General features: G+C 55.7%; 20 protein-coding genes. 14 read left to right on the forward strand and 6 right to left on the reverse strand.

Annotated elements, in window-relative coordinates:
- Positions 1 to 56 precede the first annotated feature (56 nt).
- From AB8804_RS02295 to tyrR, 3 genes are all read left to right on the forward strand, one after another.
- Positions 57 to 1454 (forward strand): YcjX family protein, encoded by a 1398-nt coding sequence (locus AB8804_RS02295; protein ID WP_371182585.1) that lies wholly within the window; start codon positions 57 to 59, stop codon positions 1452 to 1454.
- Positions 1451 to 2503, forward strand: coding sequence for a TIGR01620 family protein (locus AB8804_RS02300; RefSeq protein WP_371182586.1), 1053 nt, complete (start codon positions 1451 to 1453; stop codon positions 2501 to 2503). The genes AB8804_RS02295 and AB8804_RS02300 overlap by 4 nt, the downstream gene beginning before the upstream one ends.
- A 113-nt stretch (positions 2504 to 2616) precedes the next feature.
- On the forward strand, positions 2617 to 4158 hold the full coding sequence (tyrR, locus tag AB8804_RS02305; RefSeq protein WP_371182588.1) for a transcriptional regulator TyrR: 1542 nt from the start codon (positions 2617 to 2619) through the stop codon (positions 4156 to 4158).
- Positions 4159 to 4199: 41 nt separating this feature from the next.
- Here tyrR and tpx read toward each other — a convergent pair whose 3' ends face one another.
- The gene (gene tpx / locus AB8804_RS02310; protein ID WP_371182590.1) at positions 4200 to 4706 is read right to left on the reverse strand and encodes a thiol peroxidase; all 507 of its coding nucleotides are present in this window, start codon (positions 4704 to 4706) and stop codon (positions 4200 to 4202) included.
- Positions 4707 to 4813: 107 nt separating this feature from the next.
- On the opposite strand from tpx, the gene ycjG reads away from it, so the two are divergent.
- Complete coding sequence (gene ycjG / locus AB8804_RS02315; RefSeq protein ID WP_371182592.1) at positions 4814 to 5779, forward strand: L-Ala-D/L-Glu epimerase; 966 nt, start codon at positions 4814 to 4816, stop codon at positions 5777 to 5779.
- Here the strand turns inward: ycjG and mpaA are convergent.
- Complete coding sequence (mpaA, locus tag AB8804_RS02320) at positions 5770 to 6483, reverse strand: murein tripeptide amidase MpaA (protein ID WP_371182595.1); 714 nt, start codon at positions 6481 to 6483, stop codon at positions 5770 to 5772. The genes ycjG and mpaA overlap by 10 nt on opposite strands.
- A gap of 183 nt (positions 6484 to 6666) precedes the next feature.
- Between mpaA and AB8804_RS02325 the strand changes: the two genes are divergently transcribed.
- Entirely contained in the window at positions 6667 to 8292 is a 1626-nt protein-coding gene (locus tag AB8804_RS02325; protein WP_371182597.1) for an ABC transporter substrate-binding protein, read from the forward strand.
- 65 nt (positions 8293 to 8357) lie between these two features.
- On the opposite strand, the gene AB8804_RS02330 is transcribed toward AB8804_RS02325, so the two are convergent.
- Genes AB8804_RS02330 through AB8804_RS02340 form a run of 3 tightly spaced genes read right to left on the reverse strand, consistent with a single transcriptional unit; the run spans position 8358 to position 11926 of the window.
- Positions 8358 to 8648, reverse strand: a complete 291-nt coding sequence (locus tag AB8804_RS02330; protein WP_371182599.1) for an Ecr family regulatory small membrane protein — start codon at positions 8646 to 8648, stop codon at positions 8358 to 8360.
- Positions 8572 to 9792 carry a diguanylate cyclase domain-containing protein gene (locus AB8804_RS02335; RefSeq protein WP_371182601.1) on the reverse strand — a complete coding sequence of 407 codons (1221 nt, stop codon included), beginning with the start codon at positions 9790 to 9792 and terminating at the stop codon, positions 8572 to 8574. The genes AB8804_RS02330 and AB8804_RS02335 overlap by 77 nt, the downstream gene beginning before the upstream one ends.
- 16 nt (positions 9793 to 9808) lie before the next feature.
- Positions 9809 to 11926: a putative bifunctional diguanylate cyclase/phosphodiesterase gene (locus AB8804_RS02340; RefSeq protein ID WP_371182603.1), complete on the reverse strand. Its 2118-nt coding sequence runs from the start codon at positions 11924 to 11926 to the stop codon at positions 9809 to 9811.
- Positions 11927 to 12158: 232 nt separating this feature from the next.
- Here AB8804_RS02340 and AB8804_RS02345 point away from each other — a divergent pair, with 232 nt between their 5' ends.
- The 6 genes from AB8804_RS02345 to dbpA all read left to right on the forward strand — a co-directional run bounded on the left by AB8804_RS02345 (position 12159) and on the right by dbpA (position 17955).
- The gene (locus AB8804_RS02345; protein WP_371182605.1) at positions 12159 to 12362 is read left to right on the forward strand and encodes a hypothetical protein; all 204 of its coding nucleotides are present in this window, start codon (positions 12159 to 12161) and stop codon (positions 12360 to 12362) included.
- Positions 12363 to 12511: 149 nt separating this feature from the next.
- Complete coding sequence (locus AB8804_RS02350) at positions 12512 to 13531, forward strand: methyl-accepting chemotaxis protein (protein WP_371182607.1); 1020 nt, start codon at positions 12512 to 12514, stop codon at positions 13529 to 13531.
- 143 nt (positions 13532 to 13674) lie between these two features.
- Positions 13675 to 14658, forward strand: a complete 984-nt coding sequence (zntB, locus tag AB8804_RS02355) for a zinc transporter ZntB (RefSeq protein WP_371182610.1) — start codon at positions 13675 to 13677, stop codon at positions 14656 to 14658.
- Positions 14659 to 15323: 665 nt separating this feature from the next.
- Positions 15324 to 16160, forward strand: coding sequence for an alpha/beta fold hydrolase (locus tag AB8804_RS02360; RefSeq protein WP_371182612.1), 837 nt, complete (start codon positions 15324 to 15326; stop codon positions 16158 to 16160).
- Positions 16161 to 16389: 229 nt separating this feature from the next.
- Complete coding sequence (locus AB8804_RS02365) at positions 16390 to 16524, forward strand: hypothetical protein (RefSeq protein WP_371182614.1); 135 nt, start codon at positions 16390 to 16392, stop codon at positions 16522 to 16524.
- 57 nt (positions 16525 to 16581) lie between these two features.
- Positions 16582 to 17955 (forward strand): ATP-dependent RNA helicase DbpA, encoded by a 1374-nt coding sequence (dbpA, locus tag AB8804_RS02370; RefSeq protein WP_371182616.1) that lies wholly within the window; start codon positions 16582 to 16584, stop codon positions 17953 to 17955.
- Between the two features lie 44 nt (positions 17956 to 17999).
- On the opposite strand, the gene ttcA is transcribed toward dbpA, so the two are convergent.
- On the reverse strand, positions 18000 to 18935 hold the full coding sequence (gene ttcA / locus AB8804_RS02375) for a tRNA 2-thiocytidine(32) synthetase TtcA (protein ID WP_371182619.1): 936 nt from the start codon (positions 18933 to 18935) through the stop codon (positions 18000 to 18002).
- Positions 18936 to 19210: 275 nt separating this feature from the next.
- On the opposite strand from ttcA, the gene AB8804_RS02380 reads away from it, so the two are divergent.
- From AB8804_RS02380 to AB8804_RS02390, 3 genes are all read left to right on the forward strand, one after another.
- Positions 19211 to 20461 carry a mechanosensitive ion channel family protein gene (locus AB8804_RS02380; RefSeq protein ID WP_371182621.1) on the forward strand — a complete coding sequence of 417 codons (1251 nt, stop codon included), beginning with the start codon at positions 19211 to 19213 and terminating at the stop codon, positions 20459 to 20461.
- 116 nt (positions 20462 to 20577) lie between these two features.
- On the forward strand, positions 20578 to 20775 hold the full coding sequence (locus tag AB8804_RS02385; RefSeq protein WP_371182623.1) for a hypothetical protein: 198 nt from the start codon (positions 20578 to 20580) through the stop codon (positions 20773 to 20775).
- Between the two features lie 2 nt (positions 20776 to 20777).
- The gene (locus AB8804_RS02390; protein ID WP_371182625.1) at positions 20778 to 21197 is read left to right on the forward strand and encodes a GFA family protein; all 420 of its coding nucleotides are present in this window, start codon (positions 20778 to 20780) and stop codon (positions 21195 to 21197) included.
- The last annotated feature ends 132 nt before the right edge of the window (positions 21198 to 21329 follow it).

Raw genomic sequence — 21329 nt, forward strand, 5'->3', positions numbered from 1 at the left:
CAATTTATTGTATTCTGAAACCTGTCATTCCAGGCTCCCCGCAATGAAGGACGGCGATGAAGCGACTTAAAAACGAACTTAATTCTCTGGTCAACCGCGGCGCGGATCGTCATTTGCGACTGGCGGTGACCGGGCTGAGCCGCAGCGGCAAGACGGCCTTTATCACCGCGATGGTGAACCAGCTGCTGAACCTGCACGCGGGGGCGCGCCTGCCGCTGCTGAGCGCGGTGCGTGAAGAGCGCCTGCTGGGCGTAAAGCGCGTACCCCAGCGTGATTTTGGCATTCCGCGTTTCACCTACGACGAAGGGCTGGCGCAGCTGTACGGCGATCCGCCCTCCTGGCCAACCCCGACGCGCGGCGTAAGTGAAATCCGCCTGGCGCTGCGCTTTCGGTCTAACGAGTCGCTGATGCGCCACTTCAAGGATACGTCCACGCTGTATCTGGAAATTGTCGATTACCCCGGCGAGTGGCTGCTCGATTTGCCCATGCTGGCGCAGGACTACCTGAGCTGGTCGCGGCAAATGACCGGCCTGCTGCAGGGGCCGCGGGCGGAATGGTCCGCCCAGTGGCGGCAGCTCTGCGAGGGCTTAGATCCGCTTGCGCCCGCCGATGAAAACCGCCTGGCGCGCATCGCCGAAGCCTGGACGGATTATCTGCACCGCTGCAAGCGGGAAGGTCTGCACTTTATTCAGCCGGGCCGCTTCGTATTGCCCGGCGATCTGGCGGGTGCGCCCGCGCTGCAGTTTTTCCCGTGGCCGGACGTGGACGGCATCGGTGAGTCGAAGCTGGCCCAGGCGGAGAAGCACACCAACGCCGGTATGCTGCGCGAGCGGTATAATTACTACTGTGAAAAGGTGGTAAAGGGCTTCTACAAAAATCACTTCTTACGCTTTGACCGCCAGATCGTGCTGGTGGACTGCCTGCAGCCGCTAAACAGCGGGCCGCAGGCGTTTAACGATATGCGCCTGGCGCTCACTCAGCTGATGCAAAGCTTCCACTACGGGCAGCGCACGCTGTTCCGCCGCCTGTTTTCGCCGGTGATCGACAAGCTGCTGTTCGCCGCCACCAAGGCGGACCACGTTACGGTCGATCAGCACGCCAACATGGTTTCTCTGCTTCAGCAACTGGTGCAGGACGCGTGGCAGAATGCGGCGTTTGAGGGGATCGGCATGGATTGCCTGGGGCTGGCGTCGGTCCAGGCGACGCAGAGCGGGCTGATTGACGTCAACGGCGAGAAAATCCCGGCGCTGCGCGGCAACCGCCTCAGCGACGGCGAGCCGCTGACGGTTTATCCGGGTGAAGTCCCCGCGCGCCTGCCGGGACAGGCCTTCTGGCAAAACCAGGGCTTTCAGTTTGAGGCCTTTCGCCCGCAGGCGATGAGCGTTGACCAGCCGCTACCGCATATTCGGCTGGACGCGGCGCTGGAGTTTTTGATTGGAGATAAACTGCGATGACGGAACCGTTAAAACCGCGCATTGATTTCACCGGGCCGCTCGAGCAGGAGCAGCAGACGGTATTTAAAACGTCCCAGACGTTCAGTGGCACGCAGGCGGAGAATTTTTCTCCCGCGCTGGCGGAAGATCCGCTGGTTGAAGAGGGGCAGGCCGAAGCGGTGGTTGAAGCCGCGCTGCGGCCAAAGCGCAGCCTGTGGCGCAAAATGGTAACGGCCGGGCTGGTGCTGTTCGGCGCGAGCGTGGTTGGGCAGGGCGTGCAGTGGGCCATCAACGCGTGGCAAACGCAGGACTGGGTTGCGCTGGGCGGCTGCGCGGCAGGGGCGCTTATCGTCGGAGCCGGTGTCGGGTCGGTTGCCACCGAGTGGCGCAGGCTGTGGCGGCTGCGCCAGCGCGCGCACGAGCGTGATGAAGCGCGCGATTTGCTGCACAGCCACGGCACCGGAAAAGGGCGCGCGTTCTGCGAAGCGCTGGCGAGGCAGGCCGGAATCGATCAGTCCCATCCGGCGCTCCAGCGCTGGTATGCGGCGATCCACGAAACGCAAAACGATCGGGAAGTGGTCACGCTCTACGCGCATATGGTCCAGCCGGTGCTGGACGCGCAGGCGCGTCGCGAGATAAGCCGCTCTGCTGCAGAGTCAACGCTGATGATCGCCGTCAGCCCGCTGGCGCTGGTCGACATGGCGTTTATTGCCTGGCGCAACCTGCGCCTGATTAACCGCATTGCTAACCTCTACGGCATCGAGCTTGGCTACTATAGCCGCCTGCGCCTGTTCAAGCTGGTGCTGCTGAACATTGCGTTTGCCGGTGCCAGCGAGCTGGTGCGGGAAGTCGGAATGGACTGGGTGTCGCAGGATCTGGCCGCCCGGCTGTCGGCCCGCGCGGCGCAGGGGATTGGTGCCGGTCTGCTGACCGCCCGTCTCGGCATCAAAGCGATGGAGGTCTGCCGCCCGCTGCCGTGGATCGACGGCGACAAACCGCGGCTGGGGGATTTTCGCCGCGAGCTGATCGGCCAGCTTAAGGAAACCCTGAATAAAAAGCCGACGTCGTAAGCCCGTTTGTTCACTAATCGTGCTGGCTGTCAATAATTCTTGACAGCCACCTTCCCGATCGCCGCGTTCTGACATATCATTTTAGTGTTAATGGCTTAAACGGTGAATTTCCCATGCGTCTGGAAGTCTTTTGTGAAGACCGTCTCGGTCTGACCCGCGAGTTACTCGATCTGCTTGTTTTACGTAGCATTGATTTACGTGGCATTGAGATCGACCCCGTCGGGAGAATTTACCTCAATTTTGCCGAAATTGAATTTAACACCTTCAGCAGCCTGATGGCGGAAATCCGCCGTATCGCTGGCGTTACGGACGTGCGCACCATTCCCTGGATGCCGTCAGAGCGCGAGCATCTGGCGCTGAGCGCGCTGCTGGAAGCGATGCCGGAGCCTTTCCTGTCGCTGGATCTGAAAAGCAAAGTTGAGCGCGTTAACCTCGCCAGCTGCCAGCTCTTCGCGCAAAATCAGGACAAGCTCAGCCATCACCACGCCACCCAGCTGATTCCCGGCTTTAACTTCCAGCGCTGGCTGGACAGCAACCCGCAGAATACGCACAGCGAGCACGTGGTGATTAACGGGCAGAACTTCCTGATGGAAATTACCCCGGTCTACCTGAAGGGCGAGAATGACGACCGCGTGCTGACGGGTGCCGTGATCATGCTGCGATCCACGGTGCGCATGGGCCGCCAGCTGCAAAACCTTTCCAGCCAGGACGTGGGCGCATTTAGCCAGATTATTGCGGTCAGCCCTAAAATGCGGCACGTGGTCGATCAGGCGCGGAAGCTGGCGAACCTGACGGCACCGCTGCTGATTACCGGGGACACCGGCACCGGCAAAGACCTGCTGGCCCACGCGGTGCATCTTGCCAGCCCGCGGGCGGCAAAGCCTTACCTGGCGCTGAACTGCGCGTCGATTCCGGAAGATGCCGTTGAAAGCGAGCTGTTCGGCCACGCGCCGGAGGGGAAAAAAGGCTTCTTCGAGCAGGCGAGCGGCGGCTCGGTGCTGCTGGACGAAATCGGTGAAATGTCCCCGCGCATGCAGGCTAAGCTGCTGCGCTTCCTGAACGACGGCACCTTCCGCCGCGTGGGTGAAGATCATGAAGTGCACGTTGACGTGCGCGTGATTTGCGCCACCCAGAAAAATCTGGTCGAGCTGGTGCAAAAAGGGGCCTTCCGCGAGGACCTCTATTATCGCCTTAACGTGCTGACGCTGAATATTCCGCCGCTGCGCGACTGCCCGCAGGACATCATGCCTTTGACCGAACTTTTCGTGGCGCGCTTTGCCGACGAACAGGGCGTGCCGCGGCCTAAGCTCTCCGCCGACCTGGGCACGGTGCTCACGCGCTACGGCTGGCCGGGCAACATTCGCCAGCTCAAAAACGCGGTCTATCGGGCGCTCACCCAGCTCGAAGGCTACGAGCTGCGGCCGCAGGATATTTTGCTGCCGGATTACGATGCGGGAACGGTGTCGGTAGGCGAGGAGGCGATGGAAGGGTCTTTAGACGACATTACCAGCCGCTTCGAGCGTTCGGTGCTGACGCAGCTTTACCGCAGCTATCCGAGCACGCGCAAACTGGCCAAGCGTCTTGGCGTGTCGCACACCGCGATTGCGAACAAGCTGCGCGAGTATGGCCTGAACCAGAAAAAAAGTGACGAATAAAAAAAAAGCCTCTGTGAAAGAGGCTTTTTTTACGCGCGATATTACGCTTTCAGCACGGCCAGGGCGGCAGCGTAATCCGGCTCGGTGGTGATTTCATTCACCAGCTCGCTGAAGAGAACGGTGTCGTTTTCGTCCAGCACCAGAACCGCACGGGCAGCCAGGCCTTTCAGCGCGCCTTCAGAAATGCCAACGCCGTAGTTCTCCAGGAAATCCGGGCTGCGCAGGGTGGACAGGGTAACAACGTTGCTCAGACCTTCCGCACCGCAGAAGCGAGACTGGGCGAACGGCAGATCGGCGGAAATGCACAGCACAACGGTGTTGTCCATTTCGGTCGCCAGCTGGTTGAATTTACGCACGGATGCGGCGCACACGCCGGTATCAATGCTTGGGAAAATGTTCAGAACTTTGCGTTTGCCAGCAAACTGAGACAGCGTGACGTCAGACAGATCTTTAGCCACCAGAGTAAATGCCTGCGCTTTGCTGCCGGCCTGCGGAATGGAACCTGCAACAGCAACCGGGTTGCCCTGGAAATGAACGAGTTGTGACATAGATATCTTCCTGTTTACATATAGTTAACGTCGTGGCTAGTGTATGCCAACAGCGGATAACACGGCAAACCAATTTTTTCGCCTTACCGGGCCGCAAGGAGTCAGTGATGAGAAGCGTTAAGGTCTATGAAGAAGCCTGGCCGTTACATTCCCCGTTTGTGATCTCCCGCGGCAGCCGCAGCGAGGCCTGCGTCGTGGTGGTCGAGATAGAAGAAGACGGCGTAAAGGGCGTAGGGGAGTGTACGCCGTACCCGCGCTACGGTGAGAGCCTTGCCTCAGTCATGGCTCAGATTATGACGCTGGTGCCCGCGCTGCAAACGGGGCTGTCGCGAGAGGCGCTGCAGTCTGAACTGCCGGGGGGCGCTGCGCGAAACGCCATCGACTGTGCGCTGTGGAGCCTCGAGGCGGCAAAGCAGCAAAAGTCCCTGGCTACGCTGCTGAACGCGACGCTGCCGGAATCCATCGTGACTGCGCAAACGGTGGTGATTGGCGAGCCCGAGCAGATGGCGGCAAGCGCGCGGGCGCTGGTTGAGACCGGGGCAACGTTACTGAAGGTTAAGCTCGACGACCGCCTGATCAGCGAGCGCATGGTCGCGATTCGCTCGGCGGTGCCATCGGCCACGCTGATTGTGGATGCCAACGAGTCGTGGCATGCCGAAGGGCTGGCCGCGCGCTGCCAGCTGCTGGCCGATCTCGGCGTCGCGATGCTGGAGCAGCCGCTGCCCGCCGGGGACGACGCGGCGCTGGAGAATTTTATTCACCCGCTGCCGATATGCGCCGACGAAAGCTGCCACACCCGCGACAGCCTTGCAAAGCTCAAGGGCCGCTATGAGATGGTGAACATTAAGCTTGATAAAACCGGCGGCCTGACGGAAGCGCTTGCTCTGGCCGCGGCGGCGCAGGCGCAGGGCTTTGCCCTGATGCTGGGCTGTATGCTGTGTACATCACGCGCGATCGGCGCGGCGCTGCCGCTGGTGAATAAGGTGCGATTTGCCGATCTCGATGGGCCAACCTGGCTGGCGGTGGACGTCTCGCCAGCCCTCAATTTCACCACCGGCGAGCTTCATCCCTGAGGCTGCCAGCGCAGCAGCTCGACCATCGCCTTAAGGTACTTTTCGCTCGCCTCGTCGGACGAAATGGGCGGGAACTCGGCGGTGATGCAGTGCAGGCTCAAATCGGCGCACCAGCTGCCAAACGACCCCGGCGTTTCATACCCTACGCTGGTGACGAGCGGCAGGGCGAAGGCGTCGGCAAGCCACTGGCCGAGAGCGGTGTGGCGAGGATCTTCAATGCAGGCCAGCGGATCGTGAAAAGAGACCACCCAGGCCGGGTGGATCTTATGGATAAGCTGACACAGCGCCTGCGTTTCGGGCTCCGAGCCGGGCGTATCCCCCGTCAGCAGCACGACGTCCCGCGCTTCAGCCGAGCTGTTCCAGCGGTAGACGGTCTCCCCGGCGCGCCAGTTGGCCGCGGGGAAATTGCGGTTCAGGTCAACGCCGCGCGCGTTCGCACGCAGGCCAAGCTGACAGCCGTCCGGATTGACGGTCAGAATGACGTGGTGGCGACGCAGGTTCGGGGCCAGCGTGCGGAGCGCACAGGAGAGGGTGACGATGGAGGAGTTTTCATCGCCGTGCGTGCCCGCAATGATTAAGCCGCTGCTGCGATCGGCATCCGGAGCGGGGAACCAGATCAGCGGAGCGCCCAGATATGAACGGCCATAATGTTCAGTGCCCGGCGGGAACGCGCCGCGTTCCGTTCGTGGTCGGGTGAGTGTCATAGCAAATCCTAATAGAGAGTCACTTCTGGCAGTGTTGTGCAAAACTGGCGGTTAATCAAATGGTTTCAGCGCCCGCAGAAGCTGTCAGATATCAACTTTCCGGCTCAAGTCATTTGCATTTCTTCGTGTCGAAACAAATAATTACGCATCCGTTCGTTTGCTGACTTTTTAAAAGGGGATCTCATGAAGCATCCTGTTTCGCTACTCTGTTCTGCGCTGTGGCTGTGCGGACTCTCTTCACTCTCTTACGCTGCCGATGTGCCAAAGGGAACGGTGCTGGCGCAAAAGCAGGAGCTGGTTCGCCATATTAAAGATGAACCGGCTTCGCTGGACCCGGCGAAAGCCGTTGGCCTGCCGGAAATTCAGGTGATCCGCGATCTCTATGAAGGACTGGTCAACCAGAACGAAAAAGGGGAAATCACGCCCGGCGTGGCGACGCGCTGGCAAAGCAACGATAACCGCATCTGGACGTTCACGCTGCGCGATAACGCTAAATGGTCCGATGGCACGCCGGTGACGGCGCAAGATTTCGTTTACAGCTGGCAGCGCCTGGTTGACCCGAAAACAACCTCGCCGTTTGCCTGGTTTGCCGCCCTGGCGGGCATTAACAACGCGCAGGCGATTATCGACGGTAAGGCTGCGCCGAACACGCTCGGGGTAACGGCCGTGGACGCCAAAACCCTGCGCGTCGAGCTGAATAAACCGCTCCCTTGGTTCAGCAACCTGACGGCAAACTTCGCTTTTTATCCGGTGCAAAAGGCCAATGTGGAAAGCGGCAAAGAGTGGACACGCCCGGGGGCGCTGGTCGGGAACGGCGCGTATGTGCTTAAGGATCGCGTGGTCAATGAGAAGCTGGTGGTTGAGCCGAACGCGCATTATTGGGATAACGCGAAGACGGTGATTAAAAAGGTCACATTTATCCCGATCAATCAGGAATCATCGGCCACCAAGCGCTATCTGGCGGGTGATATTGATATCACCGAATCGTTCCCGAAAAACATGTACCAAAAGCTGCTGAAGGACATTCCGGGGCAGGTCTATACTCCGCCGCAGCTTGGAACCTACTACTACGCCTTTAACACCCAGAAAGGCCCAACGGCGGACGCCCGCGTGCGCCTCGCGCTGAGCATGACTATCGATCGCCGAATTATGGCGGACAAGGTTCTAGGCACGGGTGAGAAGCCGGCATGGCACTTCACGCCTGACGTGACGGCGGGCTTCACGCCGGAAACCTCGCCGTTTGAGCAGATGTCGCAGCAGGAGCTGAACGCGCAGGCCAAAACGCTGCTGCAGGCGGCGGGCTATGGTCCGCAGCGCCCGCTGAAGCTGACCCTGCTGTACAACACGTCGGAAAACCACCAGAAGATTGCTATCGCCGTGGCGTCGATGTGGAAGAAAAACCTGGGCGTAGACGTTAAGCTGCAAAATCAGGAGTGGAAAACCTACATCGATAGCCGCAACACCGGCAACTTCGACGTGATCCGCGCCTCCTGGGTAGGGGACTACAACGAGCCGTCGACGTTCCTGTCGCTGCTTACCTCGACCCACAGCGGCAACATTTCCCGCTTTAACGATCCGGCCTACGACAAGGTGATCAATCAGGCGTCGCTTGAAACCACGGCGAAAGCGCGCAACGCGGATTACAACATGGCTGAGAAAATCCTGTTGGAGAAAGCGCCCATTGCGCCTATCTATCAGTACACCAACGGGCGGCTGATCAAACCGTGGGTGAAGGGCTATCCGATCAACAACCCGGAAGACGTGGCGTATAGCCGCACGATGTATATTGAGAAGCACGATCGCCCGTGACAAAATAAAAAAGCCCGTCTGCGAACGGGCTTTTTTGTTAATAAATAAACGGTTAATACCTGCTATTAAGGCGTCTCAATGCTCGGATACAGTGAGTTTTCCAGGTAACCTACCCATAGCCATATCTCACCGCTGAAAATAAACCACAGGCCGAAAATAATCAGGCAGGCAATAATTACGATGAGTATTATTTCTGTTTTCCCCATTGAATAATCTAGCCACCTGAACGCATTATTTTTGAGTGGGCATTGTAGCGGGGGTTTAATCAATACTCCAGCTTCATGCGGCAAGGACTTTATTACGACCCTCGTTCTTGGCGCGATACAGCGCATCGTCCACGCGTTTGAAAAGTTCATCAATGCTTTCGCTCTGCTCGCGTCGCGCGACGCCAATGCTGACGGTAAAACGCGGCAGGCCAGGGATTGCGATGCGTGATACGGCAACGCGAATGGTTTCGGCGATCTGCATCGCCGTTTCAAGAGGGGTTCGCGGAAGCAGGATCGCGAACTCCTCGCCGCCCCAGCGGAACACGTAGTCTTCTGTCCGGATACATGCCTCCAGCGTGCGGGCAAGGGAAACAAGGACCTCATCCCCCTTCAAATGGCCAAACACATCGTTGATGCTCTTGAAACGATCGGTATCGACCAGCAGCAGGCTGAACTGCTGCTGGGTGGGGAGCTGCGACTCGGTAATGGTGTAAAACTGTCGGCGGTTAAGCAGCCCGGTCATCGCATCGTGCTGCGCGGCCTGTTCAAGCTCAAGCTCGAGCCGCTTTTGCTCGGTAATATCGTGGACGATGCACAGCATCAGCTTGTCGCCGTAGATTTCAATCGGCCCGGCGTAGGTTTGCACGTGTCGCGTCGTGCCGTCAGCCAGACGGTGGACAAAGTTGAGCGGTTTATGCCCGCCGGGCAGGCGGGCTATCTCCGTCATGATGGGCAGGATATCGCGCCCCAGCGCGTTGATTTCCCAGGTATGCTTGCTGCACATCTCGTCATGGGAGTAGCCGTAAAAATTTAGCGCGGCAAGATTCGCATCAACAATCTGACCTTCCCGGGCCGGGTCAATCAACAGCATCGGGGCCGTATTGGTGAAAAAAAATCGGGCGTAAAATCCCTGCTTTTTACGCTGATAGCTTGCCGAACGGCTGGCTTTGAGCCCGGTCGGCGCGCCCGGTGCAATGCCTTCGAAAACGATAACCTCGCCGTGAGAAGCAAAATCGGCAAGCGTTACGCGACAGCTAAAGGGGGCGAGATTTGCGTCGCGGCACACCGTCCAGATCTCAACTATTTCGCGGGAGTTTTTTAAATCGGGCACATACAGCGAAAGCGACGTTTGCGCGCTGGCGGAATAATTTCCGCTGCGCATTTCATCAAGCGTACTCTTTCCCATTACCTCTATGGCGGTCGCATTCGCAAAAATAATGCGTTCGGAAGCGGGTGAAATCACCCATACTGGCGTCTGAATAAGGTTAAGCGCATCGAACTCATGTTGCGGCATAGGTCATTCCTTTTTATCAGCCATGATGTTTTTGCGAAACGGCAGGCGATTCGTTATGCACTTTACCAATAGGTATAATTTGTTTATCGGAATTTTTCTGCAGCAATAGCCAGGGAATTTGCTCAGCAGGCAGGGGCGGGGAGAAAAGATAACCCTGAAGATAATCACAGCCCAGCGCCGTAAGAATGTTTTGCTGCTCCTCCGTCTCAATACCTTCCGCGACGACGTTCATTTCCATCGTTTTAGCAATATTGACGATGGTTTCCACCAGCTTGCGATTTTTATTGTTTTCAAGCATCGAACTGATAAACGATTTATCAATTTTGAGCTCTTTGGCGGGTAAAACGCTCAACATCAGCAGGTTAGAATATCCGGTGCCGAAGTCATCAATCGAGACGGCAATGCCAGTCTGATTAAATGCATTAAGCAATTCAATACTGCGGTCGAGATTTTTAAGCGCGGTACTTTCTGTGACTTCCAGAATGAGCCGGGATGGCGCAAGGTTATATTTTTGCAGCGCCGCGGAGACGATCTGGAAGATATCCTGCTGCTCAAACTGCGCCGGGGACAGGTTAAATGACAATGTCCACTGGCTAAATCCCTGTTCCGTCCAGAAGTTCAGCTGTCGGCACGCCGCCTCAATGGCCCAGTTCCCGACGGGGATAATTAAACCGGTTTGCTCCAGGGTGGGTAAAAACAGGTTCGGCAGCAAAATGCCTTGCTCCGGATGCCGCCAGCGAAGCAGGGCCTCGAAGCCGTGAATGGCGTTTTCCTCGGCGTGCCAGATGGGCTGGTACCATAGCTCAAACCGATCGCGCGCAAGCGCCTGCGACAGTTCCTGTAAAAACGCCGGCTCGGTGGGTAAGTCGGTTGACATATCCGGGCGATAAAGCGCCCAGCCGTTGCGTCCTTCACGCTTAACGTGCTGCATGGCAACATCCGCCTTAAGCTTCAGCTCGTGCAGCGTTTCGCCGTGCTCCGGATAGAGGCTCACGCCCGCGCTAAGCGTGCAGCTTAGCGCATGGCCGCACAGAGAGAGCGGCCTGCGCGCATCCTCAAGAAGGGAAGGAAGCAACGCGCTCAGCTTTTCGCCGTCGGTATCTGGCAGGAGTAAGATAAACGCATCGCCGCCCAGCCGCGCCAGCGTCATGTCACGGCTTAGCCTGGCGGTAATGCGCTGCGCGACATTGACCAGCAGCTCATCGCCCACCTGGTGCCCCCACGCGTCATTCACGCGCCTGAAGCGGTCGACGTCGAGGAAGACCAGGCCAAACGGCTTCTTATTCAGCAGCGTATTGTGCAGCAGCGTATCCATTTGCTGGCGATTAACCAGGCCCGTAAGGGCATCAAAATTCGGCTGTAGCTCGAGCTGCTGGTTTAGCTGTCGTAGATTGTCCGTCAGCCGGCTGGTGCGCCAGTGCGAATCCGCCAGGGAGATAATCAGCATGATCCCCAGAAGGCACAGGGTTGTGACGGACACCCAAATTGAAAGGCCCAGCTCGCTAATTCCACCCGGCAGCGTGCGGGACATATCGTGGAAATGCGCGGCGCTCATGCCGGTATAGTGCATCGCACAAACGGCGGCAGCCATAACTATCGCGGCCGCGATGCGATTAATCACTACGCCTTTATATTTATCCCGCAGGTGAAACGCCAGCCACAGCGCGGCGCCAGAGGCGGCGACGGCAATCGCTATCGAGAGCAGAACGATGCGCCTGTCCCACATAATTCCCTTATCAAGCATCAGCGCCGCCATGCCGACATAATGCATGGCCACCACGCCCGAGCTGAGTATCAGCGTAGAGAGGAAAAGGCGAAAGCGTGAAAGGGACTTCCCCGGCACGACGATATTGATCGCCAGGGTCGATGCGAGCACCGCAACGCCCAGCGAGGCCAGGGTGAGCCAAAGATGATAGCTCACGATCGTCGGCATTTTCATCGACAGCATGCCGATGAAATGCATCGACCAAATTCCGATGCCCAACGTGACGCCGCCCGCCAGCCGCCAGAACAGCGCCGCTTTACGGCTGGCCTGGCGAATTTTACCCGCGCTGTCTAAGGCAACGAACGAGGCGATAAACGCCACCAGAAAAGAGATGGCTACTAAAATAGGGTCCCACGATACGTTAAGCATTATGCAATCCCGCGCCAAAGGAGTCTGAGTAGGTTTGCGGGCATGTTGGGGCCTTGTGATGACATGCTCGCTTAACAAGGTTAGTTATTCATTGTGAAAAATGACCAGCAGAATAAAAGATATTATACGGCGTAAGTTATACGATATATTTTAAGCTTTAGATATTTAGCCGCGCTAAACTCGCGCCACAGAAAGTAGCAATGCTCCTTAAATAAACCTGCAGTAGTATTGTATGGCTAAAGTTAATGGTATCGCCTCTACACTATCTCAGCCAGCAGGTCGGGAGAAGCGGTGGGGTATTTTCAATTATGCGATGCTTTATCGCGCCCTAAGTAAAACCACGGCAATCAAACTGCGAAACGAAAAACGCGAGTATCTCGTGAGGACAAATATCTGGCGCGATGCTATAAAACCTAATGCCGATCAAAATATATAGTCGTGGGAACGATCATGCTTAGAAATATGAGCGTCAGAACCTTTATTATCTATTTTCTGCTGTGCGGTTTTTTGATAAACGCAGGCGTAACAGCTTTATTTTCAAACAGCGCCGTGCTTTCAGTTACCATCAACGTTATAAATTTCACCATGTTATTCCTGCTGTGGGCCTACATGACGAAATATCTTGTGACGCCGATCAATACTGTGAAAAAAAGTATTGAAGAAGTCACGGCCGGTAATCTTGCGGTTTCGATTCCCGAGTTTGGCAATAACTGCGCCGGGCGTTTGATTCCGGGAATTAATAGCTTATCCAGCAATATCGCTACGCTGGTGAGTGAGATAAGGTCATCTTCGCAAACTGCCATGACGCTCTCAGAGCAGCTCTCTTCGCGCAGCGCCCAGCTTTCTGTCAAGACGGAGCAGCAGTCAGCTTCACTGGTGCAAACGGCAGCCAGCATGGAGCAGATGGCGGCGAGCACGAAAAACAATGCGGATAATACCCGCCTCGCCAGTGAGCAGGCGAGTGCGGCGACGCTTCAGGCGCGCAAAGGCGGCGAGCTAATGGGGCAGGTGGCTAATAACATGCAGTCCATTACCGAATGCGCGCAGCAAATGACGGAGATCATCACGCTTATTGATGGCATCGCTTTCCAGACCAATATTCTTGCTCTTAACGCGGCCGTTGAGGCTGCCAGGGCAGGCGATCACGGAAAAGGATTCTCCGTTGTTGCCGGTGAGGTGAGAAGCCTTGCGCACCGTAGCGCTGAGGCGGCCAAAAATATCAAAACGCTTATCGACGTCACCAGCAGCAACGTGACGCAGGGCGTAACCGTGGTGTCGCAGGCAGAAAAAAATATGCAGGAGATTGTGGCGGGGTCGAGCAACGTCAGCAAGCTGATGGACGACATTTCGGCCTCAACGTCAGAGCAGGAGAAGGGCATTTCGCAAATCACACTTGCACTTTCTGAACTCGAGCGCGTTACGCAGAGCAATGTGGCCATGGCGGAAGAACTAAACGGTTCGTCCGACGTTCTGCGCAATCAGGTGATTGAGCTGCAGAGCCGGACGCGTAACTTCCACCTTGAGGGTGATGCCGCGCAGGGCGCGCGCATGCCGCGGTTCAAGCCGCAACCGCTGCTGTCCACGCACTCCACCTCCTCATTCTGACAAACACTAGCCGGGTCGAACCCGGCTTTTGCTTTTCGCCCCGGTCGATTTCTGAGCCTATTCAGCGTGATGGGCACATAAATATTGCTTAACGATGAGCGAAAGCTAGACTGACACCGAAAGAGATCATAGGTGGAGGCGGTGTGGAGAGCATTAAAGGATCTGAAGTTAACGTTCCTGACGCGGTTTTTGCGTGGGTGTTTGACGGGCGCGGCGGCGCGAGGCCGCTGGAAAACAGTGATGACATTGACGGTCAACATCCCTGCTGGTTGCACCTGAACTATACCCATCCCGACAGCGCGCAGTGGTTAGAAACGACGCCGCTGCTGCCGAATAACGTTCGCGACGCCCTGGCAGGAGAAAGCCTGCGGCCGCGCGTCAGCCGCATGGGCGAGGGGACGCTGATCACGCTGCGCTGTATCAATGGCAGCACCGACGAACGCCCCGATCAGCTCGTTGCGATGCGGCTCTATATGGATGAAAGGCTGATTGTCTCTACCCGCCAGCGCAAGGTACTTGCGCTTGATGACGTGGTCAACGATCTGAAAGAGGGAACGGGCCCGACCGACTGCGGCAGCTGGCTGGTGGACGTGTGTGACGCGCTGACCGATCACGCCAGCGAGTTCATTGAGGAGCTGCACGATAAGATCATCGATCTTGAGGATAATCTGCTCGATCAGCAAATTCCGCCGCGCGGCTTTCTGGCGCTGCTGCGTAAACAGCTGATCGTGATGCGCCGCTACATGACGCCGCAGCGTGACGTTTACGCCCGCCTTGCGAGCGAGCGCCTGAGCTGGATGAATGACGATCACCGCCGCAGAATGCAGGATATTGCCGACCGTCTCGGGCGCGGCCTGGACGAGATCGACTCCTGTATCGCCAGAACCGCCGTGATGGCGGATGAAATTGCGCAGGTGATGCAGGAATCGCTCGCGCGACGAACGTATACCATGTCGCTTATGGCGATGGTGTTTTTACCGAGCACCTTCTTGACCGGGCTATTCGGCGTCAACCTGGGCGGGATACCGGGCGGGGCTTACCGGTACGGTTTTTCCGCGTTTTGCATCATGTTAGTTGTTTTGATTGGGGGTGTAACATGGTGGTTGCATCGCAGTAAATGGTTGTAAAATTGTGCTTTTTCGCCGCTTTACGCGCCTCAAAACGACATTTTAATTGAGCGAGGTCAATAAACATCGACCTCGTAAGGTGCACTATTAGTCCCGCAGGTGAATGCAACGTCAAGCGATGGGCGTTGCGCTCCATATTGTCTTACTTCCTTTTTTTGAATTACTGCATAGCACAATTGATTCGTACGACGCCGACTAAATTAGTCGGCTTTTTTTTGTCTTTACGTTTTACCTGCGAACCGAGAGGGCGTTACGCGCTGGCCTCAACCTACATTCATCCCCTTTGAGTTCACATCCCATCAGCCGCTGAGCGTCCGGCAGTCATTATGGCAAGTTGGCATCCTGTGCGTCAGCCTGGTTTATTCAAAATTAAATTAAGATTTTGAGAACGTTATCCGTATTATTCGGTTAATTCCGGAATATATATTCTATAGTTTCCAAAAAATAAGAGCTGACAAAAGCGCCATTTCTATAAAATCACCTCTTTTAAATCTGAATTCTATGATTATTATGAGCTTAAGATAAATCTTAGTATTAATTTCTGTTTTTTCTTGTACATCTACCGTGTTGCTCTACCCTTAAGGGGGCAATATAACGTTAACATCTGTTGATTGCCAAAATGCGTGAAGATCTCTCTTCATCAATACATTGTCAGGAGTGCTGATATGACGTATGCCAAGACGCAAGATGGTGTAAATATTTTCTATAAAGATTGGGGTTCTCATGATGCTCAGCCTATCGTTTTTCATCATGGATGGCCGTTAAGCGCGGATGACTGGGATAACCAAATGATGTTCTTCCTGGCGCAAGGATACCGAGTGGTAGCCATCGACCGGCGCGGTCACGGCCGTTCCGATCAGGTCAGCGATGGACACGACATGGATCATTATGCCGCTGATGTCGATGCCGTTGTAAAATCTCTTGATTTACAGAACGCCATTCACATTGGCCACTCGACGGGCGGTGGGCAGGTTGCGAGATATGTTGCTAAATACGGCCAGCCGCAGGGGCGCGTTGCCAAAGCTGTTCTGATAAGTTCAGTTCCTCCACTGATGGTCAAAACTGAGAACAATCCTGAAGGTACGCCAGTCAGCGTGTTTGATGAGTTCAGAAAGTCGCTGGCAGCAAATCGCTCACAATTTTATTTTGATGTCGCCAGCGGGCCTTTTTACGGGTTCAATCGATCCGGGGCAGACGTTTCTCAGGGAACCATCACGAACTGGTGGCGTCAGGGAATGATGGGCAGTGCTAAGGCACATTATGAAGGCATTAAGGCTTTCTCAGAAACAGACCAAACTGAAGATCTCAAAGCGTTAACCGTCCCGGTACTGGTAATGCAAGGTGATGACGACCAGGTTGTGCCTTATAAAAACGCTGCATTACTGCAAAATAAGCTCATTAAGAATAATGAACTTAAGATTTACGAAGGCTTCCCGCACGGCATGCACACGTCACACGCAGATGTTATTAACAAAGACATTTTAGCGTTTATAAAAAAATAAGAGCGTTATAGTTAATGACATCCCTATTACAGGCTTTCTCGGATTTAAAGAGAAAGTCTGTAATGCCTGTTTATCCTGTCTTTCTTCCATATTGACCAAAGCAAGTCCTGAAAGCCGCGTCTACTGCCGCTTGCCATCGATTCACCTACCTGCTGTGCGTCTTTTATTTGCCTCTGGCTACTCAGCGTCTACCCTAAAAGAGCACCCCACAACGCTGGAGCAAATGATTATGTTACAACTGAACGTACGCCAGTCCGATCCGGTCCCCACCGACCCGACGCCGATGCCCGATCCCATTCCGCGCCCGCAGCCGATGCCGGACCCGCCGCCAGACGAAGAGCCGATTAAAATGTCGCATCGTTAGCGGAGATCTGCGAGGATACGCGTCATCCGTCTGCGATAATGACCACGAGAGACTATTGTGACCGCTTTTTCTACGCTTAATGTTCTGCCTGCCGCCCAGCTTGAGAATCTCAACGAGTTGGGCTATCTCACCATGACCCCCGTGCAGGCTGCCGCACTGCCTGCCATTCTTGAAGGACGCGATGTCCGCGTGCAGGCTAAAACGGGCAGCGGGAAAACGGCCGCGTTTGGCCTGGGCGTGTTGCAGCATATTGATGCCGGTTTGTTTAAAACCCAGTCGCTGATCCTGTGCCCGACCCGCGAGCTGGCCGACCAGGTGGCGGGGGAGCTGCGTCGACTGGCGCGCTTTCTGCCCAACACCAAAATTCTGACGCTCTGCGGCGGGCAGCCGTTTGGCGCACAGCGTGATTCTCTCCAGCACGCGCCGCACATCATCGTGGCAACGCCGGGCCGCCTGCTCGATCACCTGCAGAAGGGCACCATCTCGCTCGACGCGCTGCAAACGCTGGTGATGGACGAAGCGGACCGCATGCTGGATATGGGCTTTAGCGACGACATCGATGAAGTGATTCGCTTCGCTCCGGCAGGCCGTCAGACGCTGCTGTTCTCTGCCACCTGGCCTGAGGCCATTGCCGCCATCAGCGGGCGCGTGCAGCAGAACCCGCTGACCATCGAGATCGACAGCGTTGATGCGCTGCCTTCCATCGAGCAGCAGTTTTTTGAAACGTCCCAGCACGGTAAAATTCCGCTGCTGCAAAAGCTGCTCAGCCAGCACCAGCCCGCCTCCTGCGTCGTTTTTTGCAACACTAAAAAGGACTGCCAGGCGGTATGCGATGCCCTGAATGCGGCCGGACAGAGCGCCTTATCCCTGCACGGCGATCTGGAGCAGCGCGATCGCGATCAGACCCTGGTGCGCTTCGCCAACGGCAGCGCGCGCATTCTGGTTGCTACGGACGTCGCGGCGCGCGGGCTGGACATTAAATCCCTCGAGATGGTGGTCAACTTCGAGCTGGCCTGGGATCCGGAAGTGCACGTTCACCGCATCGGCCGTACCGCTCGTGCCGGTAACAGCGGCCTGGCGATCAGCTTCTGCGCCCCGGATGAAGCGCAGCGCGCCAACATTCTTTCTGAAATGCTGCAGCTCAAGCTGAACTGGGTCAGCGCGCCAGCCGGGGTTAGCCTTGTTCCGCTGGAAGCCGAAATGGCGACGCTTTGCATCGACGGCGGCAAAAAAGCCAAGATGCGCCCGGGCGACGTGCTGGGTGCGTTAACGGGAGATATTGGTCTGGACGGGGCTGATATCGGAAAGATTGCGGTACATCCGGCTCACGTTTACGTGGCGGTCCGCCAGCCTGTTGCGCACAAGGCCTGGAAGCAGCTGCAGGGCGGGAAAATCAAAGGGAAGACCTGCCGGGTTCGCCTGCTGAAGTAAGCGTTAAAAGCGTCTCAGAAACGGTTTCTGAGACGCCTGATTTTTTACTTCACTTCGACAACGTTCAAACGCAGTTCGTCGAACTGCGCGTCATCTTCTTCCGGCTGCCAGCCCGCAGGCTGCATCGGGATCTCTTCGCGGTCGAACGCTAAATCACCGCCGTTCACCACGTCTGAATCGTGATTAATGCCTTTGAAGTCAAACAGCTCGATATCCGCGAGGTGCGAAGGGACCACGTTCTGCATCGCGCTGAACATGGTTTCAATGCGGCCCGGATAGCGCTTGTCCCAGTCGCGCAGCATATCGCCGATCACCTGACGCTGCAGGTTTGGCTGCGAGCCGCACAGGTTACATGGAATGATCGGGAAGCCTTTCGCCTGAGAGAAGCGCTCAATGTCTTTCTCGCGGCAGTAGGCAAGAGGGCGAATAACGATGTGCTTTCCGTCGTCGCTCATCAGCTTCGGCGGCATACCCTTCATTTTTCCGCCGTAGAACATATTCAGGAACAGCGTTTGCAGAATATCGTCGCGGTGGTGGCCGAGGGCAATTTTGGTTGCGCCCAGCTCGGTCGCGGTGCGGTACAAAATGCCGCGGCGCAGGCGAGAGCAGAGAGAGCAGGTCGTTTTCCCTTCGGGGATCTTCTCTTTAACGATGCCATAGGTATTTTCTTCGACGATTTTATACTCAACGCCCAGCGTCTCGAGATACTCCGGCAGAATATGCTCCGGGAAGCCCGGCTGTTTCTGGTCAAGGTTGACCGCCACCAGGGAAAATTTCACCGGTGCGCTTTGCTGAAGATTGCGCAGGATCTCCAGCATCGTATAGCTGTCCTTACCCCCTGAAAGGCAAACCATGATGCGGTCGCCTTCTTCAATCATGTTGAAGTCTGCAATGGCTTCGCCAACGTTACGGCGCAGTCGCTTTTGCAGCTTGTTCAGGTTGTACTGATCTTTCTTTGTAATCTCTTGATTTTGCGACATTTATAATTTACTCAAATCTCAAATGGGGCACCCGCAGGGCGCAAACGGCCACCAGGGCGCCAACTTCGCATTATGGTACGGATTGCAGCGACGAATACCAGCACGTTTTTAGCTTAATCCCACATACCGTTGTTGCGCGATGCGGGCCGTGGCGGATGCCTGCGGCGTAGACGTGCTTAACCGCGTCATGCCATGATGCGAATGAGTTAAATTTTTGTATAATAAATGTCTGATTATCGATTATTCAAATCGACAGGCAACGCAGGTGAGGGACGATGGCGTATCTGGACTATTTATTAACCTTTATTGAAGGCAACCCCGCGCTGGCGATTGGTTTCAACATTATACTGCTGATTATCTCCGGATTCTTTGCCCATATTATGTGCAAATTTCTGCTGATTAAAGTCGTGAGAAGAGTGTTCTTTGCGAGCCATAAGCAGGATGTGCCGCTGGAGAAGGATCGCCGGATAGCTGAAAAGCTCTCCAACTTCGTTCCCGTTATTATTGTTTATTACGTTCTGCAGTTCATGCCGAATATGCCAGCCTCGCTGGTGACGGCGATAAATACCATCTGCGGGATATTGTTCTTTGTTTTTCTGTCCGTCTTCTTTAATGAAATGCTGGACATCGTAAATAGCTCCTATTTACGCAAAACCAAAAGAAAAAATCACTCGATTAAAGGGTATATCCAGATAGGGAAAATTCTGGTGCATATCATCGCGGCTATCATGATTATCGCCGTGATGTCGAATAAATCACCCGCCATCATTATCTCCAGCCTCGGCGCGGTGGCGGCGGTGCTGATGCTGGTTTTCCAGCACACCCTGCTTTCCCTGGTCGCCAACGTGCAGCTTTCATCGAACGACGTGCTTCAACTGGGGGACTGGATTGAGATGCCGGACAGAGGCCTGAGCGGAGAAGTGACCGACATTGCGTTGCACACGATTACGATACGCAACTGGGATAATACGATCTCGCGCATTCCAACCAAAAACTTCCTTACTGAAACCTATACCAACTGGCAGGCGATGTTTTCGTCCGGCGCGCGCCGGATTATGCGCAGCACAACCATCGATCAGCACTCCGTTACGTTTCTCACACAGGAGATTCTGGTGCCCATGCTCGCCATCCGCGGCGTGAGCGAACCGCTGGCAAAGCTGGTCGATGGGCGCGATCCGCTGGGGATCCCGGACAGCTGGTTTATTGATAACGGGCTTACAAACCTAACGCTGTTTCGCCACTATATGATGGCTTACCTGGCCGAGAGGCCGGACGTCATTAAGGATATGTATATTGTGGTGCGGACGCTGAAGCCATCGGCGTCCGGCATTCCGCTGGAAATTTACTGCTTCACCTCGTCAACGCTGTGGATGGACTATGAAAATACCCAGTCGGCTATTTTTGAGTATATAACCGCTATCGCTGAAAAATTCTCCCTGCGTTTATATCAATATCCAGCCGGTCACGATTTCTGGCGTCTCTCGCGGGAAAGTGTTGCCCATAAAAGCGTGCAGCCGAATGAGTAAAGGAACGCGGCGATCGGCTGAAAGAATTCCTCATTGAATGCAGGGTATAGCGGAGATGACACAGGCATTTTACGTTACTCCTGCTACTCTTTTGTTGGATATCAGGGAGCTTTCGCATGAAGAACAAAGATGAACAAACGGGATTAGTTGGGCTGGCAATCGGTGCCGCGGTCATTGGACTCGTTTCGGCGCAAAGGCCCATCAGCTGTGAGAGTATCGTGGCGGAGCTGGTCAGGCTCGGCAGGCAAAAGGGCGATGGCGTCGAAGACGAGGTGTTTCTCAAGGCCGCTGAACTGGTAAGAAAAGGGGTGTAACGATGGCAGAAAAGCGCAATGCGCAGTGCCACTGTGGGGCGGTAACCTTCACGGTGGAACTGACCGACGGGTTTAATACCGCGCGTCGATGTAACTGTTCTTATTGTCGGATGCGAGGGGCGATTGCCGTTTCGGCGCCCTTAACGGGAATTACGGTCACTCGGGGTGAAGATAAACTCACGGAGTATCGTTTTAACACCAAAACCGCGCGTCATTTCTTCTGCTCGGTCTGCGGAATATATACGTTTCACCAGCGGCGATCGAATCCCGATCAGTACGGCGTGAACGTCGCGTGCTTTGAAAACGTTTCACCGTTTGATTTTGCAGAAGTGACGGTCACCGACGGCGTTAATCATCCTTTGGACGGTGCGAGCAGTGGCGTTCTGGGCTATATCTCATTCCGGAAAAAGGACGTGAATTAGTCAGCATCCAGAGCGTTTAGCAGGTCGCCGAGATGTTGCACTATGCCGCCGAAATCAAAGATTAGCGCAATCCAGACGCAGCTTAACAGTGCCAGCAGGACCAGTGATAAACGGATAAACACACGGACATCC

This window comes from Enterobacter sp. KBR-315C3_2022 (assembly GCF_041399425.1).
In the GTDB taxonomy this organism is placed as follows: Bacteria; Pseudomonadota; Gammaproteobacteria; order Enterobacterales; family Enterobacteriaceae; genus Enterobacter.